Source organism: Nitrosomonas nitrosa, assembly GCF_003051105.1.
Lineage (GTDB): Bacteria > Pseudomonadota > Gammaproteobacteria > Burkholderiales > Nitrosomonadaceae > Nitrosomonas > Nitrosomonas nitrosa.
In genome coordinates, this window is the sequence record NZ_QAOO01000035.1 from 1 (window position 1) to 22,377 (window position 22,377).

Below are 22,377 nucleotides of genomic sequence, written 5' to 3' on the forward strand. Positions count from 1 at the left end.
ACAGGATGCACACCTCTTACCTCAAAAACCCAAAAAACTAGCGCCTTTGTTACATATTCGTTATAGCATTACCCACAAATTTTCCTGAAGAGCCATAGTTATCAATATCTTCATTGCCCCGCCACTATAAGGATGGTAATAAAGACACACGTCGAACAATCTAGCGTCACCACTCCAGATCGTTCCACCAATAATTTGACCGATAAATCGTACTTCTCAAACATCTTCAGCTCGAATTTACAGGCCACTTGAAACATTATCGAAGCCGTCGATTTATGGCAGCAAACGCTGAGAAGACGCGCGTATGTTTAATCACAATAATACTTTTAACCTGCTTTTAAATCCCATTAAACAACGCAGATAACTTTTCGACACCCCAAAATATTTCTGCTGCCTGGAACAGATTCCATCATAACAGCTCATGCATATATCTTTAAATAATATTAAATTAGATTATTATAATATTTTCTTATAATGAAAAAACAATGAGACTTCAACAACTACGCTATCTAAGTGAAATCGTTCGTCAGAACCTTAACCTCTCGAAAGCAGCCGAACGCTTGCACACATCCCAACCCGGCATCAGCCGCCAAATTCAGCTTCTTGAGGAAGAACTGGGCGTTACCATTTTTGTCCGTAACGGCAAGCGCATCGTCAAATTGACCCCACCGGGACAAGCCATCATTGGCATCGCCGAGAAAATGCTCAAAGATGCTGAAAATCTCAAGCAAATCGGCTTGGAATTTAGTGATAGTGCCAGTGGCGAGCTCATCATTGCCACAACCCATACCCAGGCACGTTATGCCTTGCCCCCCATCATTAAGCGCTTCACTGAGCGATACCCGAAAGTCAAACTCATTCTGCGCCAAGGTAGCCCTACCCAGATATCGGAGCTTGTTTCATCAGGTGAAGCCAATCTCGCCATTGCGACCGAGGCTATCGAACTGTTCGAGGAACTCGTCATGCTACCTTGCTATCAATGGAACCGCTGCATTATTGTTCCACCTAAACACCCTCTCCTCAGGCAACAGCCGGTGACGCTGGAAGCAATCGCGCTTTACCCTATCATCACCTATGATTTTGCATTCACGGGCCGTTCCAAAATCAATCAAGCGTTTGAGTCAAAAAAGTTGACGCCTAACGTTGTGCTGACCGCCATCGATGCAGACGTGATCAAAACATACGTAGAGTTGGGATTAGGTATTGGCATCCTGGCAAAAATGGCATTTGATCCACACCGCGACAAGCACCTGCGCGCAATTGATGCCAGCCACCTATTTGAAGCCAGCATGACGCGAATCGGCATCAGCCGTAATAGCTATATCCGCAGCTATGTGTATGACTTCATAGAAATGTTCGCACCACATCTCGACCAAGCAACCGTAAAAGCCGCTATGAAAAGCAAGCACCCCAGATCTTCCAAGAATGCGCTTGAATGAAAGAACATCGAACCGATAACAACAAGCAATCACAGCACTTACAGGTTTTTATTCCCCCCCTTCATTTACAAGGTATTGGCGTCGATACCCTTGCCACCGAACAGCTATTCACCAAAGAGGCAAATTTAACTCCTGCATTTTTTTAATTAAAGCTTGCATTACCTTTTTTCTTGTATATAATGAGAATCATTCTCATTAGCGATATTAAAGTGCAAACCATGAAATCATCGAATATGAATTTGCAATCGGCTAGCGAACCGCAGCCATCAAAACCACTCAGCTACGATCCTAGCAAACCTATCGATAGCGATAGTTTATTTACGACCAGCAATGAAGTGCTTATTCAACACCAGGGCGAACACTACCGGTTGCGCCGGACTCGGAACGGCAAACTAATCCTGACAAAATAAGTTGCAAGAGTTGGTTTATGACTTCAGAAGCTCGACTACCGGATCACTCAGTTTCTCATCAGTCGCTGGAAGTACTCTCTCTCCTCTGCCAGTGACACTTTTAGCCAGCCAGCCCCATTTCGGGCAAGCCAGCCAACTTTTTTTTGATCGAGGAAGCCTGAACTATGAAATCTCTCAAAAAATTTATCCCTATGCCCACGTTTCATGAAATAAATTACTTATCTGGCTGTTCGCCAACTGACCAGGCCGGACTCACTTCATTCAGTAGAAACCAGGCGTTCTCTAAAACCGAATCCACAGCGACCGACAAACTTAGCTGGATAAAAAATGCCTTACAGCGATGGGCACAGCTGTTCAATACAGGCAGTCACCCCCAGCTTACTCAGGCATCAAACGCAATATCAGCACCATCGAATCCAGATACTTTCAGCCAAAAACAAACCATCGCAGAAGCGTGTGTATGCCCTGACAAGGAATGGGTGCCGCTCATCAAGGCGCGCAAGCATGTCGATCAAGATTTCGATTCCACAAGGGCCCATCCATCCGATACAAATCAAGCCAATCTTGCCGGACAAGCCATCTTGTGCGTCGGAGGCCGTGCTGCACTCTACCCCGACTACCTTAGATTGGTCGAAACTGCCGGGGGATGTTTCATGGCTTATCGTAATAGCCCGGATAACAATCAAGATCATCTGGAAAGCCTGCTAGATCGCGTCAATATGGTGATCTGCCCGGTTGACTGTATCAACCATGATGATTATTTTGCAGTCAAACGTCACTGCAAACTAACGGGCAAAGCCTGCGCATTTCTGTCGCACTCAAGCTTACCCACTTTCAGGGAGGCTTTGAAAATGTTAATCAATCGATCCTCAAAAAAGCAATGATGGAGCGAATCACGCCTGCCAAACTTAACAAGTGATTTACATCCTCTGACTCGCCATTGCTGGCGTAATCAATCACTGTTTAATTTTACCCAGGATTGTGGTTTTAGCAGGGTTCACTTCACAACGCCTCGTTTAACTTATGACAAAGTTCGGGGAGTCTAACATTGCCTCGATGCGGATCCACTGTCGACCCCATTTTTGATCTTCCCTTTTTTTGAACCCCAGCAAATTCGATCCTATCGCCATATAATCAAGTAAATAAACCAAGTATTTTTTACTTAATCAGTGCGTTAAAAAATAAACCCAAAAACAATCTCCGCACCCCAGTATGCAGCCCTTCCTTCAAATCCTGTATCATCCTCCTTTTCGAGTAACTGCAACGCACTCATGAAAACAATTTTTCTGGATTTTGAAAAAGGTATTGAGGAATTTGAAGAAAAGATCGAGCAATTACGCTATGCTCAGGATAATTCAGCATTGGATATTTCGGCAGAAATCACGAAATTACAAGCCAAAAGCCAGTCACTGACAAAAAGTGTTTATGCCAAACTGACGCCTTGGCAAATTTCGCAAGTAGCGCGTCATCCTCAGCGCCCCTATACACTTGATTATATCAAGCACTTATTCACTGATTTTGAAGAGCTCCATGGCGACCGTCATTTTGCGGATGATCATGCTATTGTCGGTGGCATTGCCCGGTTTAACGGACAGACGGTTATGGTGATCGGCCATCAAAAAGGTCGTGATACCAAAGAAAAAATTTATCGTAATTTTGGCATGCCAAAACCTGAAGGTTATCGCAAAGCGCTCAGATTGATGCGTCTGGCAGAAAAATTCTCGATCCCACTGATTACTTTTATAGACACCCCAGGTGCCTATCCAGGAATCGATGCGGAAGAACGTGGACAATCTGAGGCCATTGGAAAAAACCTCTATGTCATGGCAGAACTGAAAGTGCCCGTTGTTTGCGTCGTAATCGGTGAAGGTGGCTCGGGTGGTGCCTTAGCTATCGCGGTCGGCGATACCGTCTTGATGCTGCAGTATGCCACCTATTCAGTCATTTCACCTGAAGGATGCGCTTCCATTCTATGGAAAAGTGCAGATAAGGCATCTGATGCAGCAGAAATCATGGGTATTACCGCTGATCGCCTCAAAGAATTGGAATTAATCGATGGCATTATCAATGAACCGCCCGGCGGCGCCCATCGCGACCATGCAGCCACCATGCAATCGGTAAAGAACGCCTTACAGGATACTCTCCGGAAACTCCACGACCTCTCGCAAGAAGCGCTCTTGCAGCGGCGTTATACTCGTTTGATGGGGTATGGCAAGTTCAAGGAAACCAAAACCGAGCACCATTCTTGAACAGATCGAATGCATCCTGCGTGAACATCTAGCCGAGCAAAAACGCTTGACAGTCGCACTCAGCGGCGGCGTTGATTCGGTAGTGTTGTTACATGCACTGCATACGCTCTCGGGCTCGATGACTTTCGAACTCTCTGCAGTGCATGTCGAGCATGGGATTAGTCCTTTTTCCTCCCAGTGGAGCAATTTTTGCCAAGCGCGATGCGATGCCTTGGGTGTTCCTTTGCAGATCTTTCGCCTGCAAGTGAAAAAAATTCCTCAGGTGAGTCTCGAAGCTGCTGCCCGTCACGCACGCTACCAAATATTCAAACAAATTCAGACAGATTTCATCGTGCTCGCTCAACATCAGGATGACCAGGTTGAAACTATCCTGTTACAACTGCTTCGCGGTGCAGGCGTCAAGGGATTAGGTGGAATGCCCGTCGTCAGAAAGCTGGATACGGCAGGCACCGTCAAACTGCTGCGGCCATTGCTAGACATTACACGCGCAACGATTATGCAATATGCACAACAGTATCAGCTTGAATGGGTAACAGATGAAAGCAATGAAGATATCACGTACAACCGCAATTTTCTTCGTCATAACATTTTCCCACTTATAGAAGCACGATTCCCAGCCTACCGTCACACGCTATCGCGTGCCAGTCGCCATCTCGCCGAGGCATCCCATTTATTGGATGAACTCGCTGACAGTGACAGCAAGCTCACGATGACAAATGGTGAGCTACGCATAGACAGCTTGCGTCAACTCAGCCTAGCACGCGCAAAGAATCTATTGCGCTATCTGTTCTCGCAACAGGATGTGATCCAACCAAGCTCCGTAAAATTGGCGGAGATTTTGCGGCAATTACTTACAGCAGGAGATGATACTCGACTCCATCTCATTTTCGGTCAGGTCGAGATTCGATGCTTCAAAGGTTTGGTCAAAATCCAACCCGCGCGAACTCCGCCCAAAATTGCAACGCCCCTTATCTGGCACGGCGAGCAGGCCTGGATTCTCGATTCTTTAGGCGGAACGATTGAATGGCATCGCCAGGCAAATGGCGGTATCGATCCACAAAAATTAACAGACCAGCCCGTCACGGTCCGCTTGCGTACAGGCGGAGAACGCTTTCAGCCCGATTGCCAACGCCCACGCCGCAGCCTAAAAAAAATTCTGCAAGAGGCTTCGATCCCACCTTGGGAACGTAACACCCTTCCATTAATTTACAGTGGAGATCGGCTTGTTTGGGTACCCGGCATTGGGATCGATTGCTTTTTTCAGGCGTTACCAGGAGAATGGGGCATCATGCCCCTATGGCTACCAAACTAGCTAGACTCTGGGTTCGTTTTATTTTATCGATCAATACATTTCATAAAAATTATTCAAAATGATTCTCGTCACGGGTGGAGCAGGATTTATTGGAGCAAATTTTGTATTGGATTGGTTAGCTCAATCCGATGAGCCTATCATCAACCTCGACAAATTGACTTATGCTGGCAATTTACAGAATTTAGCCTCGCTTGAGGGTGATCCACGGCATATTTTCATACAGGGCGATATCAAGGATCGTGAAAAGGTGGCCGCATTGCTCAGTCAATACCAGCCACGTGCAATCATTCATCTGGCAGCCGAAAGCCATGTCGATCGCTCTATTCACGGCCCAGAAGATTTCATTCAAACCAATATCGTAGGCACCTTCCGTTTATTGGAAGCAGCTCGTCAGTATTGGCAAAATCTCGAAGAACGGACAAGACAGGCTTTCCGCTTTCTTCATGTTTCCACCGATGAAGTATATGGCTCACTTTGCAAAGATGCGCCCGCATTTACGGAAACACATTGCTATCAACCCAATAGTCCGTACTCGGCCAGTAAAGCCTCGAGCGACCAACTGGTTCGCGCGTATCACCATACCTATGGACTCCCGACTTTGATCACCAACTGCTCCAACAACTATGGCCCATTCCAGTTTCCGGAAAAACTCATCCCTTTGATGATCGTCAATGCGCTCGCGGGTAGACCCCTGCCGATCTATGGAGATGGCCAGCAAATCCGCGACTGGTTGTATGTCAAGGATCACTGCAGCGCTCTTCGTTGTGTGCTGGAGCACGGCAAACCAGGGGAAACCTACAATATCGGTGGCTGGAATGAAAAACCGAATATCGAAATCGTGCAGACAATTTGTGAATTGCTCAACGCATTGCGGCCGGCCGATTATCACAAACTGATTACCTATGTCGCCGATCGCCCCGGTCATGATCGCCGCTACGCCATCGACGCACGGAAAATCGAACGCGAATTGGGCTGGAAACCGGTTGAAACATTTGAAACCGGTATTCGAAAAACCATCCAATGGTATCTCGAACATCAAACGTGGGTAGCCAGCGTGCAGTCTGGTGAATATCAGAAATGGATCGAAACCCATTACCAAGGACATGCCGGATGAAAATCCTGTTGTTCGGGAAAAACGGCCAGCTCGGCTGGGAACTGCAACGCAGCTTAATCCCGCTGGGGGAATTGATCGCCCTGGATAGAACCAGCCAAGTCTATTGCGGTGATTTGGCCGATCTGGCAGGGACCGCACATACCATCCAGACGATATCACCGGATATCATCGTCAATGCAGCAGCCTATACGGCAGTCGATCGCGCAGAAAGCGAACCCGAACGTGCCCATCGAATCAATACCGAAGCACCCGCCATCATGGCGCAGGAAGCGCAGCGTATTGGCGCATGGATGGTGCACTACTCGACCGATTATGTTTTCGATGGCAGTGGCAACCAACCTTGGCATGAATCAGACTCGCCCGCCCCCCTCAATGTCTACGGAAAAACCAAACTCCAAGGAGAAGAGGCGATTCGTCAGTCTGGCTGCCAGCACTTGATTTTCCGAACGAGCTGGGTATATGCCGCACGCGGCAACAATTTTGCCAAAACCATGCTCCGTCTTGGGCAAGAACGCGATAGCCTCTCGGTCATCGATGACCAGCTCGGAGCGCCGACGGGCGCAGATTTACTCGCCGACATGACCGCTCATGCGATCCAACAAGCAAGAGGGCAACCCGAAGTAAGCGGCCTGTATCATTTGGTTGCTGATGGGGCTGTCTCCTGGTATGACTATGCCCGTTTCGTGCTCGACTTTGCAAGAAATCGCTGCACGATCAAAGCGCATCCCGATGCAATTCTGCCAGTGCCGAGTCTTGCTTTTACAACAGCGGCAAAACGTCCACTCAATTCTCGCCTTAGCACCGAAAAATTCCGCTCCACCTTCGGATTATGCATTCCGCACTGGGAAACGGGTGTCTGCCGAATGCTTACCGAGGTATTAGAAAAATAGCAATAACGCGTTACCGTAGTTGCCAGCGCTCTCCACCGAGCATGACATCAGCAGTCACTCTGCCGAAACGCTTGGCAAAGCGTTCAGCCAACCCTTCCTGCGTCGTAAAATCAACAATCCGATCAGTTTGAATGATTTCGCGAGCAACATATTCAGCGCTGCCTAATCCATCCACCAAACCAAGTTCAATGCTTTTTTCACCTGTCCAGACCATTCCGCTAAATATTTCCGGGATATCCTTCAGCCGATCGCCTCTGCCGTGTCGCACTACCTGAATAAACTGCTGATGGATTTCGGCCAGCATCTGCCTGGCATGCTCTCTTTGCTTAGGATCGGAAGGCAAGAAAGGATCCAGAAAACTTTTGTTCTCTCCCGCGGTGAGCAGGCGGCGCTCTACACCAAGTTTCTCGAGTGTACCCGCAAAACCAAAGCTATCCAGAACAACGCCGATTGATCCCACGATGCTCGCTTTATCTACAAAGATTTTATCTGCAGCCACGGCGACGTAATAACCACCCGATGCACAAATATCTTCCACTACGACATAAAGCGGTATCTGCGGATATTCAGACCGCAATCTGCGAATTTCGTCATTGATATAACCCGCTTGTACGGGACTGCCACCCGGACTATTAATCCGTAATATAACACCCGCGGTATTTTTATCTTTAAAGGCTTTTTGCAAAGCGGCATTGATATTGTCCGCACTTCCCATACTGTCTGCTTTGATTTCACCACGCAAATCCACAAGCGCCGCATGCTTGTCTGTAATCCGACCAGGCTCGCCATCAAACCAGCCCAGTCCCCAGAACAGCAAAAGGTAGAGATAGACAAAAGTCAGTGATTTGAAAAAAATACCCCAATACCGTACCCTCCGCTGCTCTTTCACCGAGGAAGAGATTATTTTTTCAAGAACCTCCCTCTCCCAACCCTCTTTTCGATTTGTCGAATCTATATCTGCCATAACTTCCTAAATTCTTTAAATGGTGTTTCTTGAACAAAAATGAGATGAGTAGGTTATCTCAAAACAATGTCAATTTGCATACCGCTTAAGCGGCATGACTGCCACTTTTATGCAGCCATGCCAGTTTTCGCGAATAATTATCGCTTTCTTGTCCTCTATTGAGGTAACGTTGGCGATGAGGCAGTTTGTTCCATGACAAAAATCTCGACACGACGATTTTTGGCGCGATTATAGGCGCTATCGTTCGGTGCAATCGGTTGATACGAGCCTCGACCATCAATTTGAATACGTTGAATGGGCACACCCCGGCTGACTAAATAGTCACGCGTACTTGCGGCACGATTGACCGATAGAGGGTTATTGATGGTATCCGTACCAGTGTTATCCGTGTGTCCAACGATCATTATTGTCGTGCCAGGATTGTTAAGCAAGCTGGTCGCGAAACTATCGAGAATCGGTCTAAAATTCGGCTTGATGTCTGCGCGCCCAGTATCGAACGAAATATCGCTTGGAATATTGAGCATCAAACGATTATCTGCGGTCTGTGACACCTGCACGCCGGTACCGGCTGTCGCTGATTCCATTTGCCTTTTCTGCTCTTCCATTCTTTGTGACCAGACATAGCCAGCTCCTGCGCCCAGTACAGCGCCCGAACCAGCTCCAATGGCAGCACCTTTCCCGCCACCGATAATAGCACCAATGGCAGCACCGGTACCCGCGCCAATGGCTGCCCCCTGAGCAGTACCTCGCTGAGTATCGGTCATGGTGGCACATCCACCAAGCACCAGTGAAGTTACAAGCATTGAGATCGTCATTCGGGTTTTCATAAACATCTCCTCGTAAAATTTAAATTGTACTGTAGCAGAAGAAGTAACACATCATGCTTAGTCGTTATCGATACGATGACGATGCCATTTCGTACCGATAACGGTACAATTATCCACTTATTTTTTTCATACAAATAAAATAAATCATGACACAACCCATCATTGACTGCGAATTACACGATTATATTGAAGTCGCTTGTATGTATGGTTATCAAGTCAGACTCGTTTTAAAAAATCAGCAGATAATTGAAGGTCAAGCAAAAGATATTGTAACAACAGCAGAAAAACGCGAATTCTTAGTAATTGAAAATGAGCAGGGAAGACAACAAGTTGAGCTAATAACGCTCGACAAAATGCAGGTGCTGACAACCAATGCAAAATTTAATGAAATCTCTTTTTAGCATCCTCAACCAATGTAAGCAAGCAATGCCAGAACACAGTGTGTAGCGCCATTTTATCGAATAGTATAAGTTTCTTGCTATAACTTACATAAAAGAAGCACTCAAATTTTGGTATCATCGCAGCTTTAATGATTCATACAAAAAAGCACCCCGAACATCAATTATCTCTCTATAAAAACAATCGCTTTCTGACGCCTACTGTGTGTGCCCGCGTGACTTGACAATCAAAATCACAAGCGTGACTTTCCTCGACTGTAACATTTAATCCGCTCCAACATGGATGATCAATGTTCACTCGTCACTCAGAGAGACATTGCTTTTCTGGATGCCAATAAATCTAATTACTAAAAAGGAGACATAATGAATCTAAATCTTACTGGCAACCATATAGAAATCACACCGCCCCTGCGGGATTACGTCGTTTCTAAGATGAGTAAGATTACCCGACATTTTGATCATGTGATCGATATCAACATCATTTTATCGGTGGAAAAACATACGCAAAAAGCCGAGGCCAATGTCCATGTTCGCGGTAAAGATATCTATGTTGAAGCAGATGGTGGAGATATGTATGCCTCGATCGATTACTTAGTAGACAAGCTTGACCGGCAAATCCTCAAGTATAAAGAAAAAAACATGGAACGCCGTAATCATGACGCACTGAAAAATCAAGAATTCGATCAACCCGAATAGAACTGGCTCAGCAAAAAAGTTGTAATACCAGAAATTAACGTACCTCACTCTGCTTGTTAGACAAGACTGCGCTGATAGCGATTGAGCACAAGAATTCCGGGGAATAGAAATCCATGACATATCCGTCACGCGTATTTCTCCATCAGTCCAACCGATAAGCGTAACGCAAGCATTGCTGTGAAACCCCTACGAAAATGATAATTTCTGGAGAAACCAGCCAATTTAATCAAGAGCACTTTCATTTCTTCTTATGAATCTTATTTCACAATTGTTACCTGAATCAAATGTCATCGTTGATTTGGATGTCGGAAGTAAAAAACGCGTTTTTGAACAAGCCGGATTGTTGTTCGAGAATACGCTGCATGTTGCGCGCAGCCAAGTTTTCGATAGCTTATTTGCACGCGAAAGGTTAGGTTCGACTGGTTTGGGTCAAGGTGTCGCGATTCCTCATGGCAGAATCAAGGGGCTACGAGAAGCCGCTGCCGTCCTAGTTAGAATGAAAGAAGCCATTCCCTTTGACGCGCCAGACGGCTTGCCTGTCAATCTCGCCTGTATTTTACTTGTACCTGAAAAAGCGACCGACAAACATCTGCAAATTTTGAGCGAGCTCGCCCAAATGTTCAGCGATAAAGCGTTTCGTGAAAAATTGTTAACAAGCAAAGACGCCAAAGAGATCCATCAGTTGATTACGGATTGGACGCCCGATCATGTCTCAAATTAGCGTTACCCAGCTATTTGAAGGTAACCAAGAAAAATTATCCTTGAGCTGGGGATATGGGCAGGATTACGGTAACAAACAGCTCGATAATGACGCCATCGCCCTATCCGCTCAAGGACTCATCGGGCATCTCAATTTTATCCATCCAAATTGGATACAGGTGCTGAGCGACATGGCGGTCGACTACCTTGCCCATCTCGAACCCGACGCTCTCCAAAAAAAATTCCAGCTACTCGCCCAAAGTAACTTGACATGCATCATTGCAGCCGACAGTGTCGCACTTACCGATGAATTACGATCATTCGCCACACGCACCCAAACTCCGATACTCTGTTCAACCTCCTCCAGTCTCGAAGTTATCTGGGTTTTACGATCCTATTTAGCGAAGGTACTGGCGCCCAGCATCAGCAAACACGGGGTTTTATTGGATGTGCTCGGAATGGGCGTGATGATAACGGGTGAAAGCGGTGTGGGTAAAAGCGAATTGGCATTGGAACTCATCAGCCGCGGCCATGGGTTGGTTGCAGACGATGTCGTTGAATTGCGTCGAATCGGGCCAGAAACACTGGAAGGATCCTGCCCGCCTATTTTACGTGATTATATTGAAGTTCGCGGACTTGGCATGCTGAATATCCGCACCATTTTTGGGGAAACCGCAGTCCGCCGTCGCAAAAATATGAAGCTCATCGTCCATTTGGAGAAAACAAGTGGCACTGATATCAGTGCGTTTGAGCGATTGCCACTGAGCAATCTCAATGAAAGCATATTGAGTGTCACCATACGCAAAGTAATTATCCCTGTGGCAGCCGGACGAAATCTGGCTGTGTTGGTTGAAGCCGCGGTCAGGAACTATATTCTGCAATTGCGTGGAATAGACAGCACTCAGGAATTCATTAGGCGCCATGAGCGGGAAATGAACGGTGACGATGCTGATTCTGATTAATACCAAAAATATCATCTCTACCCACAATGCCTTTTAAACAAACCATCACATTAGCCTTTACCGGTGCTTCGGGTATGCCTTATGGTATCCGTCTGCTAGAAATACTACTGGCCCAGGGGGTACGCGTTTTTTTGCTATATTCACAAGTTGCCCAGATCGTCGCCCATCAAGAAATGGATTTGACACTTCCTTCGCGTGCGCAGGAAGCCGAAACATACTTTAACGATTGCTTCAAAGCTGCCAAAGGACAACTAAAAGTATTCGGACGGGAAGAATGGTTTGCCCCGGTTGCTTCCGGTTCCAACCCGGCTGATGCAATGGTTATTTGTCCCTGCACCATGGGAACGCTGTCAGCCGTGGCATCCGGGCTCAATCAGAAGCTGATCGAACGCGCGGCAGATGTCATGCTAAAGGAAAATCGCAAGCTCATTTTAGTCCCACGCGAAATGCCCTTTTCCGCCATTCACCTGGAAAACATGCTCAGGCTGGCACGCTGCGGCGCGATCATCCTGCCGGCCAATCCTGGCTTCTACCATCATCCCAAAAATATACAAGATATCGTCGATTTCGTGGTTGCACGTATTCTTGATCATTTAGGCGTTGAACATACCTTGATGCCACGCTGGGGCGAAGAAGATGAATAGGCAAAACTATTTTTGCGTCCAAGTGGTTATAAAAAAAACCGTCATGAGCGTGCGTAGCAGATTTGTTCTTAGCCGCTAACATCTGCTGTATATTTACTCCATAGCCGCTACTTCAGCGTATTCATCGACGCACAGGCTTCAGATGAGATCGGTTGTAGCATACCATTGTTCAAGTAATAGATTGTTTTCTCGGTAACGATATAATCCATCGCAATATCATGTTCATGCGGGTAAGTGGTCGGCAAATGAAGTAGTTCGAATGCGATACCGATAGTCAGTGGCCGGGGATGAATTGCAGCCAAGGTACGATCGAAGAAACCGCTGCCATAACCCAAACGGTATCCCTGATTGTCAAAACCGATCATGGGAATCATTACAGCATCGATGTTCACTTGTTCGGTATCGTGAGGGATAGCAATACCATAAGCGTCTTCCCTCATTGGCGCATCTGGCCACCATTTACGAAATCTTAACGGTTGATGGAGGCCGATCACCTCCGGCAGCGCCAATGTTGCGCCACGCTCAAACAAATACACCATCACCGGCGCAGGATCATATTCTCCCTGATGGGGTGAATAAAAGCCTACCGACCTTTGCTGTAATACCGGGAAACCTTGAATAAGCAAGCTAGTGATGGCTTCACTCCAATTCTCCCGCTCAGCTTTCGGGATTTGCTTTCGGCATGCGATCAAACGTGCACGCTGCTGTCTTCGCCATTCTCGCCAGTTTTCCATAAGGTAGCATTTTAACCGATAAATTGTTGGAGATGAGGTAACCCAAGGTCTTTCAGTTCGATCCAGCTTCTCCTGGCCACACCGATGAAAGGGCACAAGGAAGATGACCATCGGCACAATACTGTGTACAGTAAAAAATTGAATGTGCAGCTCATAACTCTTATCCTTTACTTTACTTGGGGCAGATGGAGCAAAGTGCATCTAAGTGACCACCCTCTTGTAGCGAGGTTAAAAGTTGCTGTAATAACTAAACTATTCATAATGTTAATATCAAATATTAGCAATCTACCGAGCAAAGCAGGTTCTACAAACCGGGCTGGATTTGGTATTTATTTCCTTCATCCCGAATAATCGATTATTTTTGTTATTAATAGGAGTCAATATGCCATCTTTCGATATCGTATCCGAAGTAGATAAAACAGAAGTCAAAAATGCTGTCGATCAAACCAACAAAGAAGTTGGCACTCGCTTCGACTTCAAAGGCTCTGATGCACGGGTCGAGCAAGCTGAAATGGCACTGACTATATTTGCTGACAACGAATTCCAATTGAGCCAGGTGCAAGATATACTCAACACGAAATTGAGCAAGCGTGGTGTCGATATCCGCAGCCTTGAAATCGGTGACAAAATTGAGAAAGTCAGCGGTAACAAAGTAAAACGTTCCTGCACAGTCAAAGTGGGGGTCGAAACAGAGCTTGCAAAGAAAATTGTCAAACTGATCAAAGAAAGTAAGTTGAAAGTACAGGCCAGCATTCAGGGTGAATCTGTGCGCGTGACGGGCAAGAATCGTGATGACTTACAGGAATGCATTGCCTTTGTCAAGAAATCGATTACCGATTTTCCGCTGCAATACCAGAATTTCAGAGATTAGATCACTGACGGCAATATAACTGGAAAACGAATGACATAAATGCATGAACAGTCTATTCGGTTTTTCTTATCACACACCGGTTATGGTAGTCCCTTAGCCCAGAAATAAAGAATAATATCAGGGGAAATACATATGACAACCAGAGCGTTACGATCCATCTATCAACTCAAAGTCAGCCTTAAAGGTCTACGCCCTCCAATATGGCGCAGATTTTTGATCGCAAGCACCGCCAGCCTGAATGACCTCCATCAGGTTTTGCAGATTGTGATGGGATGGGCCGATTCCCATCTGCACGAATTTACCAAGGATGATATCCGCTATGGTATGCACGATGCCGAATTCCCTTCGGCTGTGCGCGACGAAGCCAAGTACCGGCTTAATCAGGTATTGAAGCAAGAAAAAGAAAAGCTGCTCTACACCTATGATTTTGGCGACGACTGGGAGCACGAAATTCTGCTGGAAAAAATCCTGCCATTCGAGACAGACACCCAATTACCGACATGCTTGACAGGTAAACGCGCCTGCCCCCCGGAAGACGTTGGCGGAATCTGGGGATACAGGGCTTTTCTGGAAGCGGTTGCCGATCCTGCTCATCCGGAGCACGATAGCATGCTGGAATGGGCAACTGGCGATATAAAACAGCCATTCGATCCAGAGCATTTTGACCTTGCAGCAGTGAATGAAATGTTACGTGGTTGATACAAAGCCTATATGGGCATAGTCGATACACTTTCGAACAGCGTGCATGGGAAGTATTTTAAGAAAAATATGACGTAAGTACTTTTGCAGCCTTGCAAGACGCATTGAAAGGATTGAAGATGCGTTAACGGCATTGAAAAATATAGGGTGGGTTCGCGATACACAACCGTCGCGCAACCCATCGAAAGCAGTTCTACAGAATTAAAGCAGCCACGCGTTAACCGTACCTTTCGCTTAAAACGATCCGCCTATCAGTCTTTCAACCCAATCCAGCACTTAAATAACGGGCAAAAAACGGCCCTTTTTCACCATTTGGTACCGTTGAGGCATCCTATACTTCATTTGCATATTCTAACAAAATAATGCAGCACGCAACACGTGTCATCTAGCGATCGAACGCCGCCGCACATAGCAAGATCATCTGTGTGCCTGGTTTCGATTCATTGCAACCGGAGTGTTTCGAAAGTTCTTTTATGCGCCCTCATCGTGAACTACCCATGGCTCGCAAATAAACCGTTTATCGGATTAAGACGAGCAGGGATGCGGAGATCACACGAGCACTCCGATTCATCCTTCAAGGAGGAAACCCCATGTCGAAAATTGGATTTACATCCCGGATTGGCGGTATCGTCTCAGCATTCGCTTTATTACTGCCCACCCTATCATTTGCCGCTGAACCCGTCATCGTCGACCAAGGCACAAAGTGGACAGACACAGATAGAAAAGATTTTTATAGCCGCGACCAAGGCTCCCGCCTCTTGCCACTCCAATGGATCATCGCCTTAAAACAACCTAATGGTGAACCATTCATGGCTGACAATCTCGGTCGATATGGTTATTTGCCAAATGAAACCAGCCATCCGGCTGGAATGCCCATCGGATTTACCATTGCCAATGGGCAAAACGGACAGGAAATCGGCATGAATTGCGCCGCTTGCCATACCCGTCAGATCGAGGTTGCAGGCACTAGGTATCGTATCGATGGCGGGCCGGGGATCGTTGACTTTCAGAGCTTCCTTGCCGATCTCGATGTCGCAGTGAACACGGTCTTGACGAACCAGCAAGCGTTTACAGATTTCGCACACGCAGTGCTCGGTCCATCACCCACCTCACAAGCGTTGGATGAACTAAAAAAATCAGTAGCAGCCTGGCATTTGCCCTACCATACTTTAATGACGCGTGCACTTCCGGCACAACCCTGGGGCCCTGCAAGACTGGATGCCGTATCGATGATTTTCAACCGCCTAGCCGGACTCGATATCGGTCCGCCTCCAACCTACATGATTCCTGAAAACATCCAGCCGGCTATCGCGCCGGTACGCTACCCATTTCTTTGGAATGCCGCCATCCAGGACAAAACGCAATGGCCAGGCTTTGCCAGTAATGGCAACGATATTTTAGGTCTCGCCCGAAATCTCGGTGAAGTTTATGGCGTATTTGCCATTTTCCATCCCAAAAAAGATTCGTGGCGTCTGCTCGGCATTGACTATCTAGCCAATAATTCGGCCAATTTTCAAGGGTTGAGTGCACTGGAAGATTTGATAAAAAAGATTGGCCCCCCCAAATGGCCATGGGCAATAGATCAAGCGCTTGCCGATAAAGGCAAAGCGATCTATGCTCGTAAAACAGAGGATGGTGGTTGCGCCGAATGCCATGGCATTACTCCCGGCAAAACCCGGTTTCTCGATCAAAAAACATGGAATACACCGATCCTAGATGTCGGTACAGATTCCAGAGAATATGAAGTGCTCAGCCGCACTGTCAAAACCGGCGTGCTCGAAGGCGCAAAAATCCCGTTTCTCGCAGCTCCACTCAAACCAGTCGATACCGCTTTCAACGTACTGGGAACTGCGGTCCTGGGCTCGATTCTCCAGCATTACGTACCCGTCCTGATGAAAGTCGAGGATGTCGCGCAGGCGATCGGTTTGAAGTCGCCGTTCCCGCCAGAAACGGAATCGCTCAAGGAAGCGTACATTGCGCCAACAACAAGCGAAGAGAACCCATCCTATGCGTATGAATCCCGCGTGCTCGAGGGGATCTGGGCAGCAGCACCTTACCTGCATAATGGCTCCGTACCCACACTGGCGGAATTGCTCAAACCCGCAGCCGAACGGGTAAGTTCATTCAAAATCGGCCCAGCTTACGATATCGTTAACGTTGGGCTCGCCACTGAGCAGACCAAGTTCGACTATACCTTACAGACGACGGATTGCAGTGACCGAAATTCCGGAAATAGCCGTTGCGGCCATGAATTTGGCACCACACTTTCTCCCGATGAGAAAAAAGCATTGCTCGAATACCTCAAAACCCTTTAACAAGCCGTTGAAAAACGTAGTCAAGGTAGCCGATGCAAGGTAAAAACTGGCGACGCAACTCATTTTTCAACATTTCGGGCCTGGCTAAGCCAGAACAGGTGGAGTCGCTACTCCTTTTAGGGAGGAAATCATGCATCACTCGCACAACTCGTAATCGCTGGCGTATTAAGATTCTCCTGCACGAGTTACGCCGTTATCAAATCATGGGGGGAAAAGCAAACAGCCACAATGCAGCTCGCGAACAGGTGAACAGAATGTGATCATGATTGGCGCGCCCGGCAGGATTCGAACCCACGACCACTTGGTTCGAAGCCAAGTACTCTATCCAACTGAGCTACGGGCGCTATTTTCTATAAATACATTTTTCGTTACTTCGATACGATCCCAGACGAAGGAATTGAGTGAATCTACCCCCATCTTTGATTTTTGTAGATGTGGAGACGGTTCAGCCAACTTACAGCTCTCAGGACACCTACAGCACTTGGTTATTCCTAGTGTAGATAACCTTTTAAATTTTAACAAATTTATCGAGAGGTTGCTCAATTTTTTTATAAGCATGGTGCCCACTCAATCGGAAGCGTGATATCAGTCAGTATATGCATGAGGGTTAGCTAGAAGAGCAAAGCCATATCGAACGCTATCTCCATCCAACTTTTAGCTACCGGAGATATGCATTCCTCTGCTTAGTGACGATAGCCTCTACGCCGGTCATTATCATGATTTGATTTACTCTGATCTCTCCCGGTAAAAATGTTTCTGCCTTGCTTCAGTTTAGGACTATTCCCATAATTCTGATTAATGAAACCACTATTAAAAGGCCGATAGCCAGAGGAATGATTAGGTATTAAAGGTGCGCGTTGATTTCTCTTCATGTTTGAACTATCACCCTGTTGATCAAGCGGTGATCCATTTCTATTAGTCTCAGCCTCCTGATCATAGCGGTAGATTTGATTACCGAAGCTATGGCTGTTCGGATAATTCGCTTTAGGCTGGCTCGATTGAGTAGGGCGCGACGGAAACGGCGTTTCATGCCCTTTCTTCAATTTCAAATCGCTCCCTTGCTGATTGGGTAACAGTATATTCCGATTCCGCTCAGATGCCTTTCCAAATTGACCTGTGAGGGAAGATGGTGGCTTTGCTGTCGACGAGATATTGGCCTCGATTGTATCCGCCAGTGCAGCAATAGGCATCATTAGTCCTATTCCGATAAGCATAATCTTTCTCATACATCACTCCTTGGATCCTGTATCCTAAATTAAATTAGCAATCAATAGCTTCAGAATCTATTAATGAGGATAGTACACCACAGCCTTAGCATTATTCTCTTCAAATGCACAATAATAAACACAAAAAAGAAGTAAATCTCGACAAATGTTTAACGTAACATTTAGTAACTTTTACTATAAACTGTCCAGTCACCAGACGCATAGCAAGCGGTCACTTTCCTAAATCCCAATATCTCCGATCGATCCTGAATTTCCAAGTAACTGCATCGTCTCTGAATATTATTGCAAAAATAATGCCGAGTTTTAGGAAATCGATATTATCACCTTAAAGCTGGCTTCCTTACCTAATCAAAAATATGATTTTTAAGGTAATTTCTTATCAAGAATAGTAAAGCGGATCGTTGGTAATCAGAATAGCAAATGTCTCAAGTAAGCATTAAAATAGCTGCGATTATCGATATTTGTTATCCTTACTACATTAAGCACCCATCCAAAAATGCTCAACAATATAAAAAAATAGCCTCATTAGCGTAGTAAGAGTTCATCAGTTTCAAGAATTCTCCTTGTTATGTATGAATCAAAATTCATAAAGATTTTATGGATTTGATACGCGCACCCGATTAATCACACAATAGGCACCCCATTTTTGATCGCTTTTTTAGCTTTCTTTTAATCGCTAACAGACATGCCCAACATAGCCATCATCGGTGGCGGCCCTGCCGGATTGATGGCGGCAGAAGTGTTAAGTCAGCCTGGTTTAGAAATTCATCTTTATGACGCGATGCCTTCGGTCGGACGTAAATTTTTATTGGCAGGCATAGGTGGTCTCAATCTGACTCACGCCGAACCTTTCAACGATTTTGTTGTGCGCTTCGGCACTCGACAGTCGGAAATCATGCCGCTACTCAAGCGTTTCACGCCACAAATGGTAAGGGATTGGGCACACGATTTAGGTATTGAAACTTTCGTAGGCTCATCTCAACGCGTCTTTCCGTTGGAAATGAAGGCGGCTCCTTTATTAAGAGCTTGGCTACGCCGTTTACGGACGGCTGGCGTAATGTTTCATACTCGTCACCGCTGGTATGGCTGGAACGAAAATCAGGCCTTAAAATTTTTAACGCCAGAGGGTGAAAAGCGGGTTCAGGCGGATGCGGTGATTTTAGCGTTAGGCGGCGGTAGCTGGGCAAAATTAGGCTCCGACGGCGCATGGTTGCCATTACTGGCAGAAAAAAACGTACTCATCGCTCCACTGCAGCCAGCCAATTGCGGATTCGAGGTACTTTGGAGCGCGCATTTTAGCAGCCGTTCTGCTGCACAACCGTTGAAGTCGGTGAGCCTATCGTTTACCGATGCAGCCGGAAAAAATTATCAAAAACGGGGGGAGCTAATGATCACCGCAACGGGAGTAGAAGGCAGCTTGATATATGCCTTATCTGCGCCACTCCGTGATACGATCAATGTCCAGGGCTCAGTGACGTTTTTTCTCGATCTCGCCCCAGACAAATCCTTGCCCAATCTGGTTAATGCCTTGGCGAAGCCGCGCGGCGCCAAATCTGTGGCCAATCATTTACGTAGCCGGGTGGGTATTGAGGGGGTGAAAGCGGGTTTGCTGCGCGAACATTTATCCACCACGGCATTTGCTGACTCAACCCTGGTAGCTGCTGCAATCAAAGCCTTGCCGATAACGCTCATTGCTCCCCGCCCGATAGATGAGGCAATCAGTACTGCGGGTGGCGTCTGTTTTGAATCGCTGGATGCTCAATTAATGATCAAAACACTGCCAGGCGTTTTTTGTGCGGGAGAGATGCTAGACTGGGAAGCACCCACCGGAGGCTATCTCCTCACCGCTGCTTTAGCAAGTGGCCGTGCAGCCGGATTGGGCGCTTTATCCTGGCTGCAAACAAGGAAACACTTTCATCAATCACAAACGCTACCGACTACAAGTGAATGACATTGAGCTAATTACCCAGGCGCTGCTTGAGTTCCGTGATGAGCGGGACTGGGCACAATTTCATAATCCGAAAGATCTCGCGCTGGCGCTGAATATCGAAGCCGGCGAGCTGTTGGAAGCTTATCTCTGGAAATCTTCTGAGCAAGCCGACATCGACAAGGTGAAAGAAGAGCTTGCCGATGTGTTCGCCTTCGCTTTTCTGCTAGCTGAAAAATATGATTTGGATGTTAAGCGCATCGTGCTCGAGAAAATTGAAAAAAACGCGCTAAAGTATCCTGTGGCAAAAGCCAAAGGGGTGGCCAAAAAATACACCGATTTATAGTCGCTACCTGTTCAACTCACTGATCATTCCGCTCATTCCGCTGTACAAGCTGCCATAACGAGGTCAACTCCGCCGCCCGTACTGCATGTAGCGGGTCATCGGTATCTGCAACGCGGGGATGGTGTGGTTTGATATCTGTCTTTCCCAGCACCTTCAAACCCGCTGCCTCGATCATGGCAAGCAATTCAGCACGCGTACGTAAGCCCAAATGCTCGGCAAAGTCGGAGAGAATCAACCAGCCCTCGCCCCCGGGTGCCAGATGGGTGCTCAGTCCATGCAGAAAACCACGCAGCATCCGGCTTTCTGGGTCGAATATCGCATGTTCTAGCGGTGAGCTCGGTCGTGCGGGAATCCACGGGGGATTGCACACGATTAACGCCGCTTGCCCCTCCGGAAAGAGATTCACCTGCACCAGCTCAACTTGACTTGCCAGCCCCAAACGGGTCAAGTTCTCACGCGCGCAGTCAATTGCGCGCGCATCCAGATCGGTGGCAACGACACGTTGGATACCACGGTGTACCAGTAAGGCAGCGAGTATGCCCGTTCCGGTACCAATATCGAACGCAACTGGCTGTGTGGTCACAAGCTCAGGCAAGGGTGCCTCTGCGACCAACTCGACATATTCGCTGCGGATCGGCGCAAAAACTCCATAATGCGGGTGGATACGCGCCCCCAGTGCTGGAACAGGAATACCCTTCTTACGCCACTCAAAGGCCCCGATCAATCCCTGCAATGCACGCAGTGGGGCAATATAAGCTTCAGTACCTGGGCCATATACTTCAAGACACGCCAAGCGTACATCGGGCGCGCGGGATAAAGGGATGCTGTGATCCGCATTGAAAGGAATCAACAGACTGCCTAAAATTCTGGCACGTTGCGATTGCGCCTGGCGATTCAAATGAAAGGTTTCGGCAGGCGATAAAGTTGACCGCTTTGCTTTGCGCTCCAATCGTTTTTTATCAATACGCCGGGCCAACGCAAGCAGCAATTGCCCCGCATTGTGAAAATCACCCCGCCACAGCAATGCCGTCCCTTCGCAAACCAGACGGTAAGCGGTATCGGCTGCCATCCGGTCATCAATGACCAGCACACGCTTGGGCGGCGGCATGGCTTTCTCAGAACACCAGTGGGCTGATCGTTCCTCACCCGCTTCGTGCCAGTTAATAATGGGATAATTGTTCATGGTAATAGCTGAATGGGTCACGCTTGGGTAGAAAGGGCTAAAACATAGAAATATAAAGACATGAGGGGATTTGAGGTCAGCAAGTCACATGGAAAAGCCCGATGATCGCCCCTTTAGCCTTGTTCCACTGGCGAACGGCTGCAGGCGTGCGTAAGAGATCAACCTGGACATCCTTTTTCTTGAAATACGCTGCCGCCTCCTCAGAGAGCGTGACATTACCATCGTGGCCCGAGCCTATGATCAACCGTTCAGCCCCCTTTTCGTATATAGTGTCAGCCCGAAAACCCCATTTTTTCGACAGTGAGCTGCCTAATTTTTAAGCACTTCCTAGAAGTGCAATGAAATTATTCCTTCAAATATGTTCCTAATTGTGTTTTTTAACTAAAGTTTCGGAGTTCATTTTTCCTCTTAAACTAGAGATATCATATTGATTTATAGAGTCTCAAGCCTTATTGTTCTGGGATCGAGTTGC

General features: G+C 47.1%; 24 protein-coding genes and 1 tRNA gene. 18 read left to right on the top strand and 7 right to left on the bottom strand.

Annotated elements, in window-relative coordinates; genetic code table 11:
- The first annotated feature begins 485 nt into the window (after positions 1–485).
- The 8 genes from cysB (at position 486) to rfbD (ending at position 7,414) form a co-directional block, all read left to right on the top strand.
- A complete protein-coding gene (gene cysB, locus C8R30_RS13925) occupies positions 486–1,439 on the top strand; it encodes an HTH-type transcriptional regulator CysB (RefSeq protein ID WP_090666837.1) in 954 nt (317 codons plus the stop codon).
- Positions 1,436–1,585 carry a hypothetical protein gene (locus C8R30_RS15995; protein ID WP_177182281.1) on the top strand — a complete coding sequence of 50 codons (150 nt, stop codon included), beginning with the start codon at positions 1,436–1,438 and terminating at the stop codon, positions 1,583–1,585. Before cysB ends, C8R30_RS15995 begins: the two co-directional genes overlap by 4 nt.
- 72 nt (positions 1,586–1,657) lie before the next feature.
- Positions 1,658–1,849, top strand: coding sequence for a hemin uptake protein HemP (locus C8R30_RS13930; protein ID WP_239654080.1), 192 nt, complete (start codon positions 1,658–1,660; stop codon positions 1,847–1,849).
- Positions 1,850–2,013: 164 nt separating this feature from the next.
- A complete protein-coding gene (locus C8R30_RS13935) occupies positions 2,014–2,733 on the top strand; it encodes a DUF2325 domain-containing protein (protein ID WP_107790408.1) in 720 nt (239 codons plus the stop codon).
- Between the two features lie 387 nt (positions 2,734–3,120).
- Positions 3,121–4,098 (top strand): acetyl-CoA carboxylase carboxyltransferase subunit alpha, encoded by a 978-nt coding sequence (locus C8R30_RS13940; RefSeq protein ID WP_090666831.1) that lies wholly within the window; start codon positions 3,121–3,123, stop codon positions 4,096–4,098.
- On the top strand, positions 4,058–5,410 hold the full coding sequence (tilS, locus tag C8R30_RS13945; protein WP_090666830.1) for a tRNA lysidine(34) synthetase TilS: 1,353 nt from the start codon (positions 4,058–4,060) through the stop codon (positions 5,408–5,410). Before C8R30_RS13940 ends, tilS begins: the two co-directional genes overlap by 41 nt.
- Before the next feature lie 58 nt (positions 5,411–5,468).
- Positions 5,469–6,524, top strand: a complete 1,056-nt coding sequence (gene rfbB, locus C8R30_RS13950; protein WP_090666828.1) for a dTDP-glucose 4,6-dehydratase — start codon at positions 5,469–5,471, stop codon at positions 6,522–6,524.
- A complete protein-coding gene (rfbD, locus tag C8R30_RS13955) occupies positions 6,521–7,414 on the top strand; it encodes a dTDP-4-dehydrorhamnose reductase (RefSeq protein WP_107790409.1) in 894 nt (297 codons plus the stop codon). Before rfbB ends, rfbD begins: the two co-directional genes overlap by 4 nt.
- Before the next feature lie 10 nt (positions 7,415–7,424).
- Here rfbD and C8R30_RS13960 read toward each other — a convergent pair whose 3' ends face one another.
- Together C8R30_RS13960 and C8R30_RS13965 are read right to left on the bottom strand one after the other, a co-directional pair.
- On the bottom strand, positions 7,425–8,378 hold the full coding sequence (locus tag C8R30_RS13960) for a S49 family peptidase (protein ID WP_090666824.1): 954 nt from the start codon (positions 8,376–8,378) through the stop codon (positions 7,425–7,427).
- A gap of 155 nt (positions 8,379–8,533) precedes the next feature.
- Entirely contained in the window at positions 8,534–9,205 is a 672-nt protein-coding gene (locus C8R30_RS13965) for a YiaD family glycine zipper/OmpA-like lipoprotein (RefSeq protein ID WP_090666822.1), read from the bottom strand.
- Between the two features lie 146 nt (positions 9,206–9,351).
- On the opposite strand from C8R30_RS13965, the gene C8R30_RS13970 reads away from it, so the two are divergent.
- The 5 genes from C8R30_RS13970 to C8R30_RS13990 all read left to right on the top strand — a co-directional run bounded on the left by C8R30_RS13970 (position 9,352) and on the right by C8R30_RS13990 (position 12,604).
- Positions 9,352–9,606 carry a Rho-binding antiterminator gene (locus tag C8R30_RS13970; RefSeq protein ID WP_107783871.1) on the top strand — a complete coding sequence of 85 codons (255 nt, stop codon included), beginning with the start codon at positions 9,352–9,354 and terminating at the stop codon, positions 9,604–9,606.
- Positions 9,607–9,966: 360 nt separating this feature from the next.
- Complete coding sequence (hpf, locus tag C8R30_RS13975) at positions 9,967–10,299, top strand: ribosome hibernation-promoting factor, HPF/YfiA family (protein WP_090666818.1); 333 nt, start codon at positions 9,967–9,969, stop codon at positions 10,297–10,299.
- 250 nt (positions 10,300–10,549) lie between these two features.
- Positions 10,550–11,020, top strand: coding sequence for a PTS sugar transporter subunit IIA (locus C8R30_RS13980; RefSeq protein ID WP_090666816.1), 471 nt, complete (start codon positions 10,550–10,552; stop codon positions 11,018–11,020).
- A complete protein-coding gene (hprK, locus tag C8R30_RS13985) occupies positions 11,007–11,960 on the top strand; it encodes an HPr(Ser) kinase/phosphatase (RefSeq protein ID WP_090666814.1) in 954 nt (317 codons plus the stop codon). The genes C8R30_RS13980 and hprK overlap by 14 nt, the downstream gene beginning before the upstream one ends.
- Positions 11,961–11,986: 26 nt before the next feature.
- A complete protein-coding gene (locus C8R30_RS13990) occupies positions 11,987–12,604 on the top strand; it encodes a flavin prenyltransferase UbiX (protein ID WP_090666813.1) in 618 nt (205 codons plus the stop codon).
- Between the two features lie 107 nt (positions 12,605–12,711).
- Here the strand turns inward: C8R30_RS13990 and C8R30_RS13995 are convergent, their stop codons facing one another.
- Positions 12,712–13,338 (bottom strand): 5-formyltetrahydrofolate cyclo-ligase, encoded by a 627-nt coding sequence (locus C8R30_RS13995; protein WP_107783869.1) that lies wholly within the window; start codon positions 13,336–13,338, stop codon positions 12,712–12,714.
- 382 nt (positions 13,339–13,720) lie between these two features.
- On the opposite strand from C8R30_RS13995, the gene C8R30_RS14000 reads away from it, so the two are divergent.
- From C8R30_RS14000 to C8R30_RS14010, 3 genes are all read left to right on the top strand, one after another.
- Positions 13,721–14,209, top strand: a complete 489-nt coding sequence (locus C8R30_RS14000) for a YajQ family cyclic di-GMP-binding protein (RefSeq protein WP_090666809.1) — start codon at positions 13,721–13,723, stop codon at positions 14,207–14,209.
- A gap of 132 nt (positions 14,210–14,341) precedes the next feature.
- Positions 14,342–14,908 (top strand): plasmid pRiA4b ORF-3 family protein, encoded by a 567-nt coding sequence (locus C8R30_RS14005; RefSeq protein ID WP_107783867.1) that lies wholly within the window; start codon positions 14,342–14,344, stop codon positions 14,906–14,908.
- A 590-nt stretch (positions 14,909–15,498) separates the two neighbouring features.
- The gene (locus tag C8R30_RS14010) at positions 15,499–17,223 is read left to right on the top strand and encodes a di-heme-cytochrome C peroxidase (protein ID WP_107790410.1); all 1,725 of its coding nucleotides are present in this window, start codon (positions 15,499–15,501) and stop codon (positions 17,221–17,223) included.
- Positions 17,224–17,490: 267 nt separating this feature from the next.
- Here the strand turns inward: C8R30_RS14010 and C8R30_RS14015 are convergent.
- Together C8R30_RS14015 and C8R30_RS14020 are read right to left on the bottom strand one after the other, a co-directional pair.
- Positions 17,491–17,567: transfer RNA gene (locus C8R30_RS14015), tRNA-Arg, on the bottom strand.
- A gap of 339 nt (positions 17,568–17,906) precedes the next feature.
- The gene (locus C8R30_RS14020; protein ID WP_107790411.1) at positions 17,907–18,449 is read right to left on the bottom strand and encodes a hypothetical protein; all 543 of its coding nucleotides are present in this window, start codon (positions 18,447–18,449) and stop codon (positions 17,907–17,909) included.
- 685 nt (positions 18,450–19,134) lie between these two features.
- On the opposite strand from C8R30_RS14020, the gene C8R30_RS14025 reads away from it, so the two are divergent.
- Positions 19,135–20,400, top strand: a complete 1,266-nt coding sequence (locus C8R30_RS14025; RefSeq protein WP_090672648.1) for a TIGR03862 family flavoprotein — start codon at positions 19,135–19,137, stop codon at positions 20,398–20,400.
- Positions 20,393–20,722: a nucleotide pyrophosphohydrolase gene (locus C8R30_RS14030; protein ID WP_090672651.1), complete on the top strand. Its 330-nt coding sequence runs from the start codon at positions 20,393–20,395 to the stop codon at positions 20,720–20,722. The genes C8R30_RS14025 and C8R30_RS14030 overlap by 8 nt, the downstream gene beginning before the upstream one ends.
- A 16-nt stretch (positions 20,723–20,738) precedes the next feature.
- Here C8R30_RS14030 and C8R30_RS14035 read toward each other — a convergent pair whose 3' ends face one another.
- Together C8R30_RS14035 and C8R30_RS16585 are read right to left on the bottom strand one after the other, a co-directional pair.
- Positions 20,739–21,905 (bottom strand): methyltransferase, encoded by a 1,167-nt coding sequence (locus C8R30_RS14035; protein WP_090672654.1) that lies wholly within the window; start codon positions 21,903–21,905, stop codon positions 20,739–20,741.
- A 76-nt stretch (positions 21,906–21,981) separates the two neighbouring features.
- Positions 21,982–22,206, bottom strand: coding sequence for an MTH938/NDUFAF3 family protein (locus C8R30_RS16585; RefSeq protein ID WP_090672657.1), 225 nt, complete (start codon positions 22,204–22,206; stop codon positions 21,982–21,984).
- Positions 22,207–22,377 lie beyond the last annotated feature (171 nt).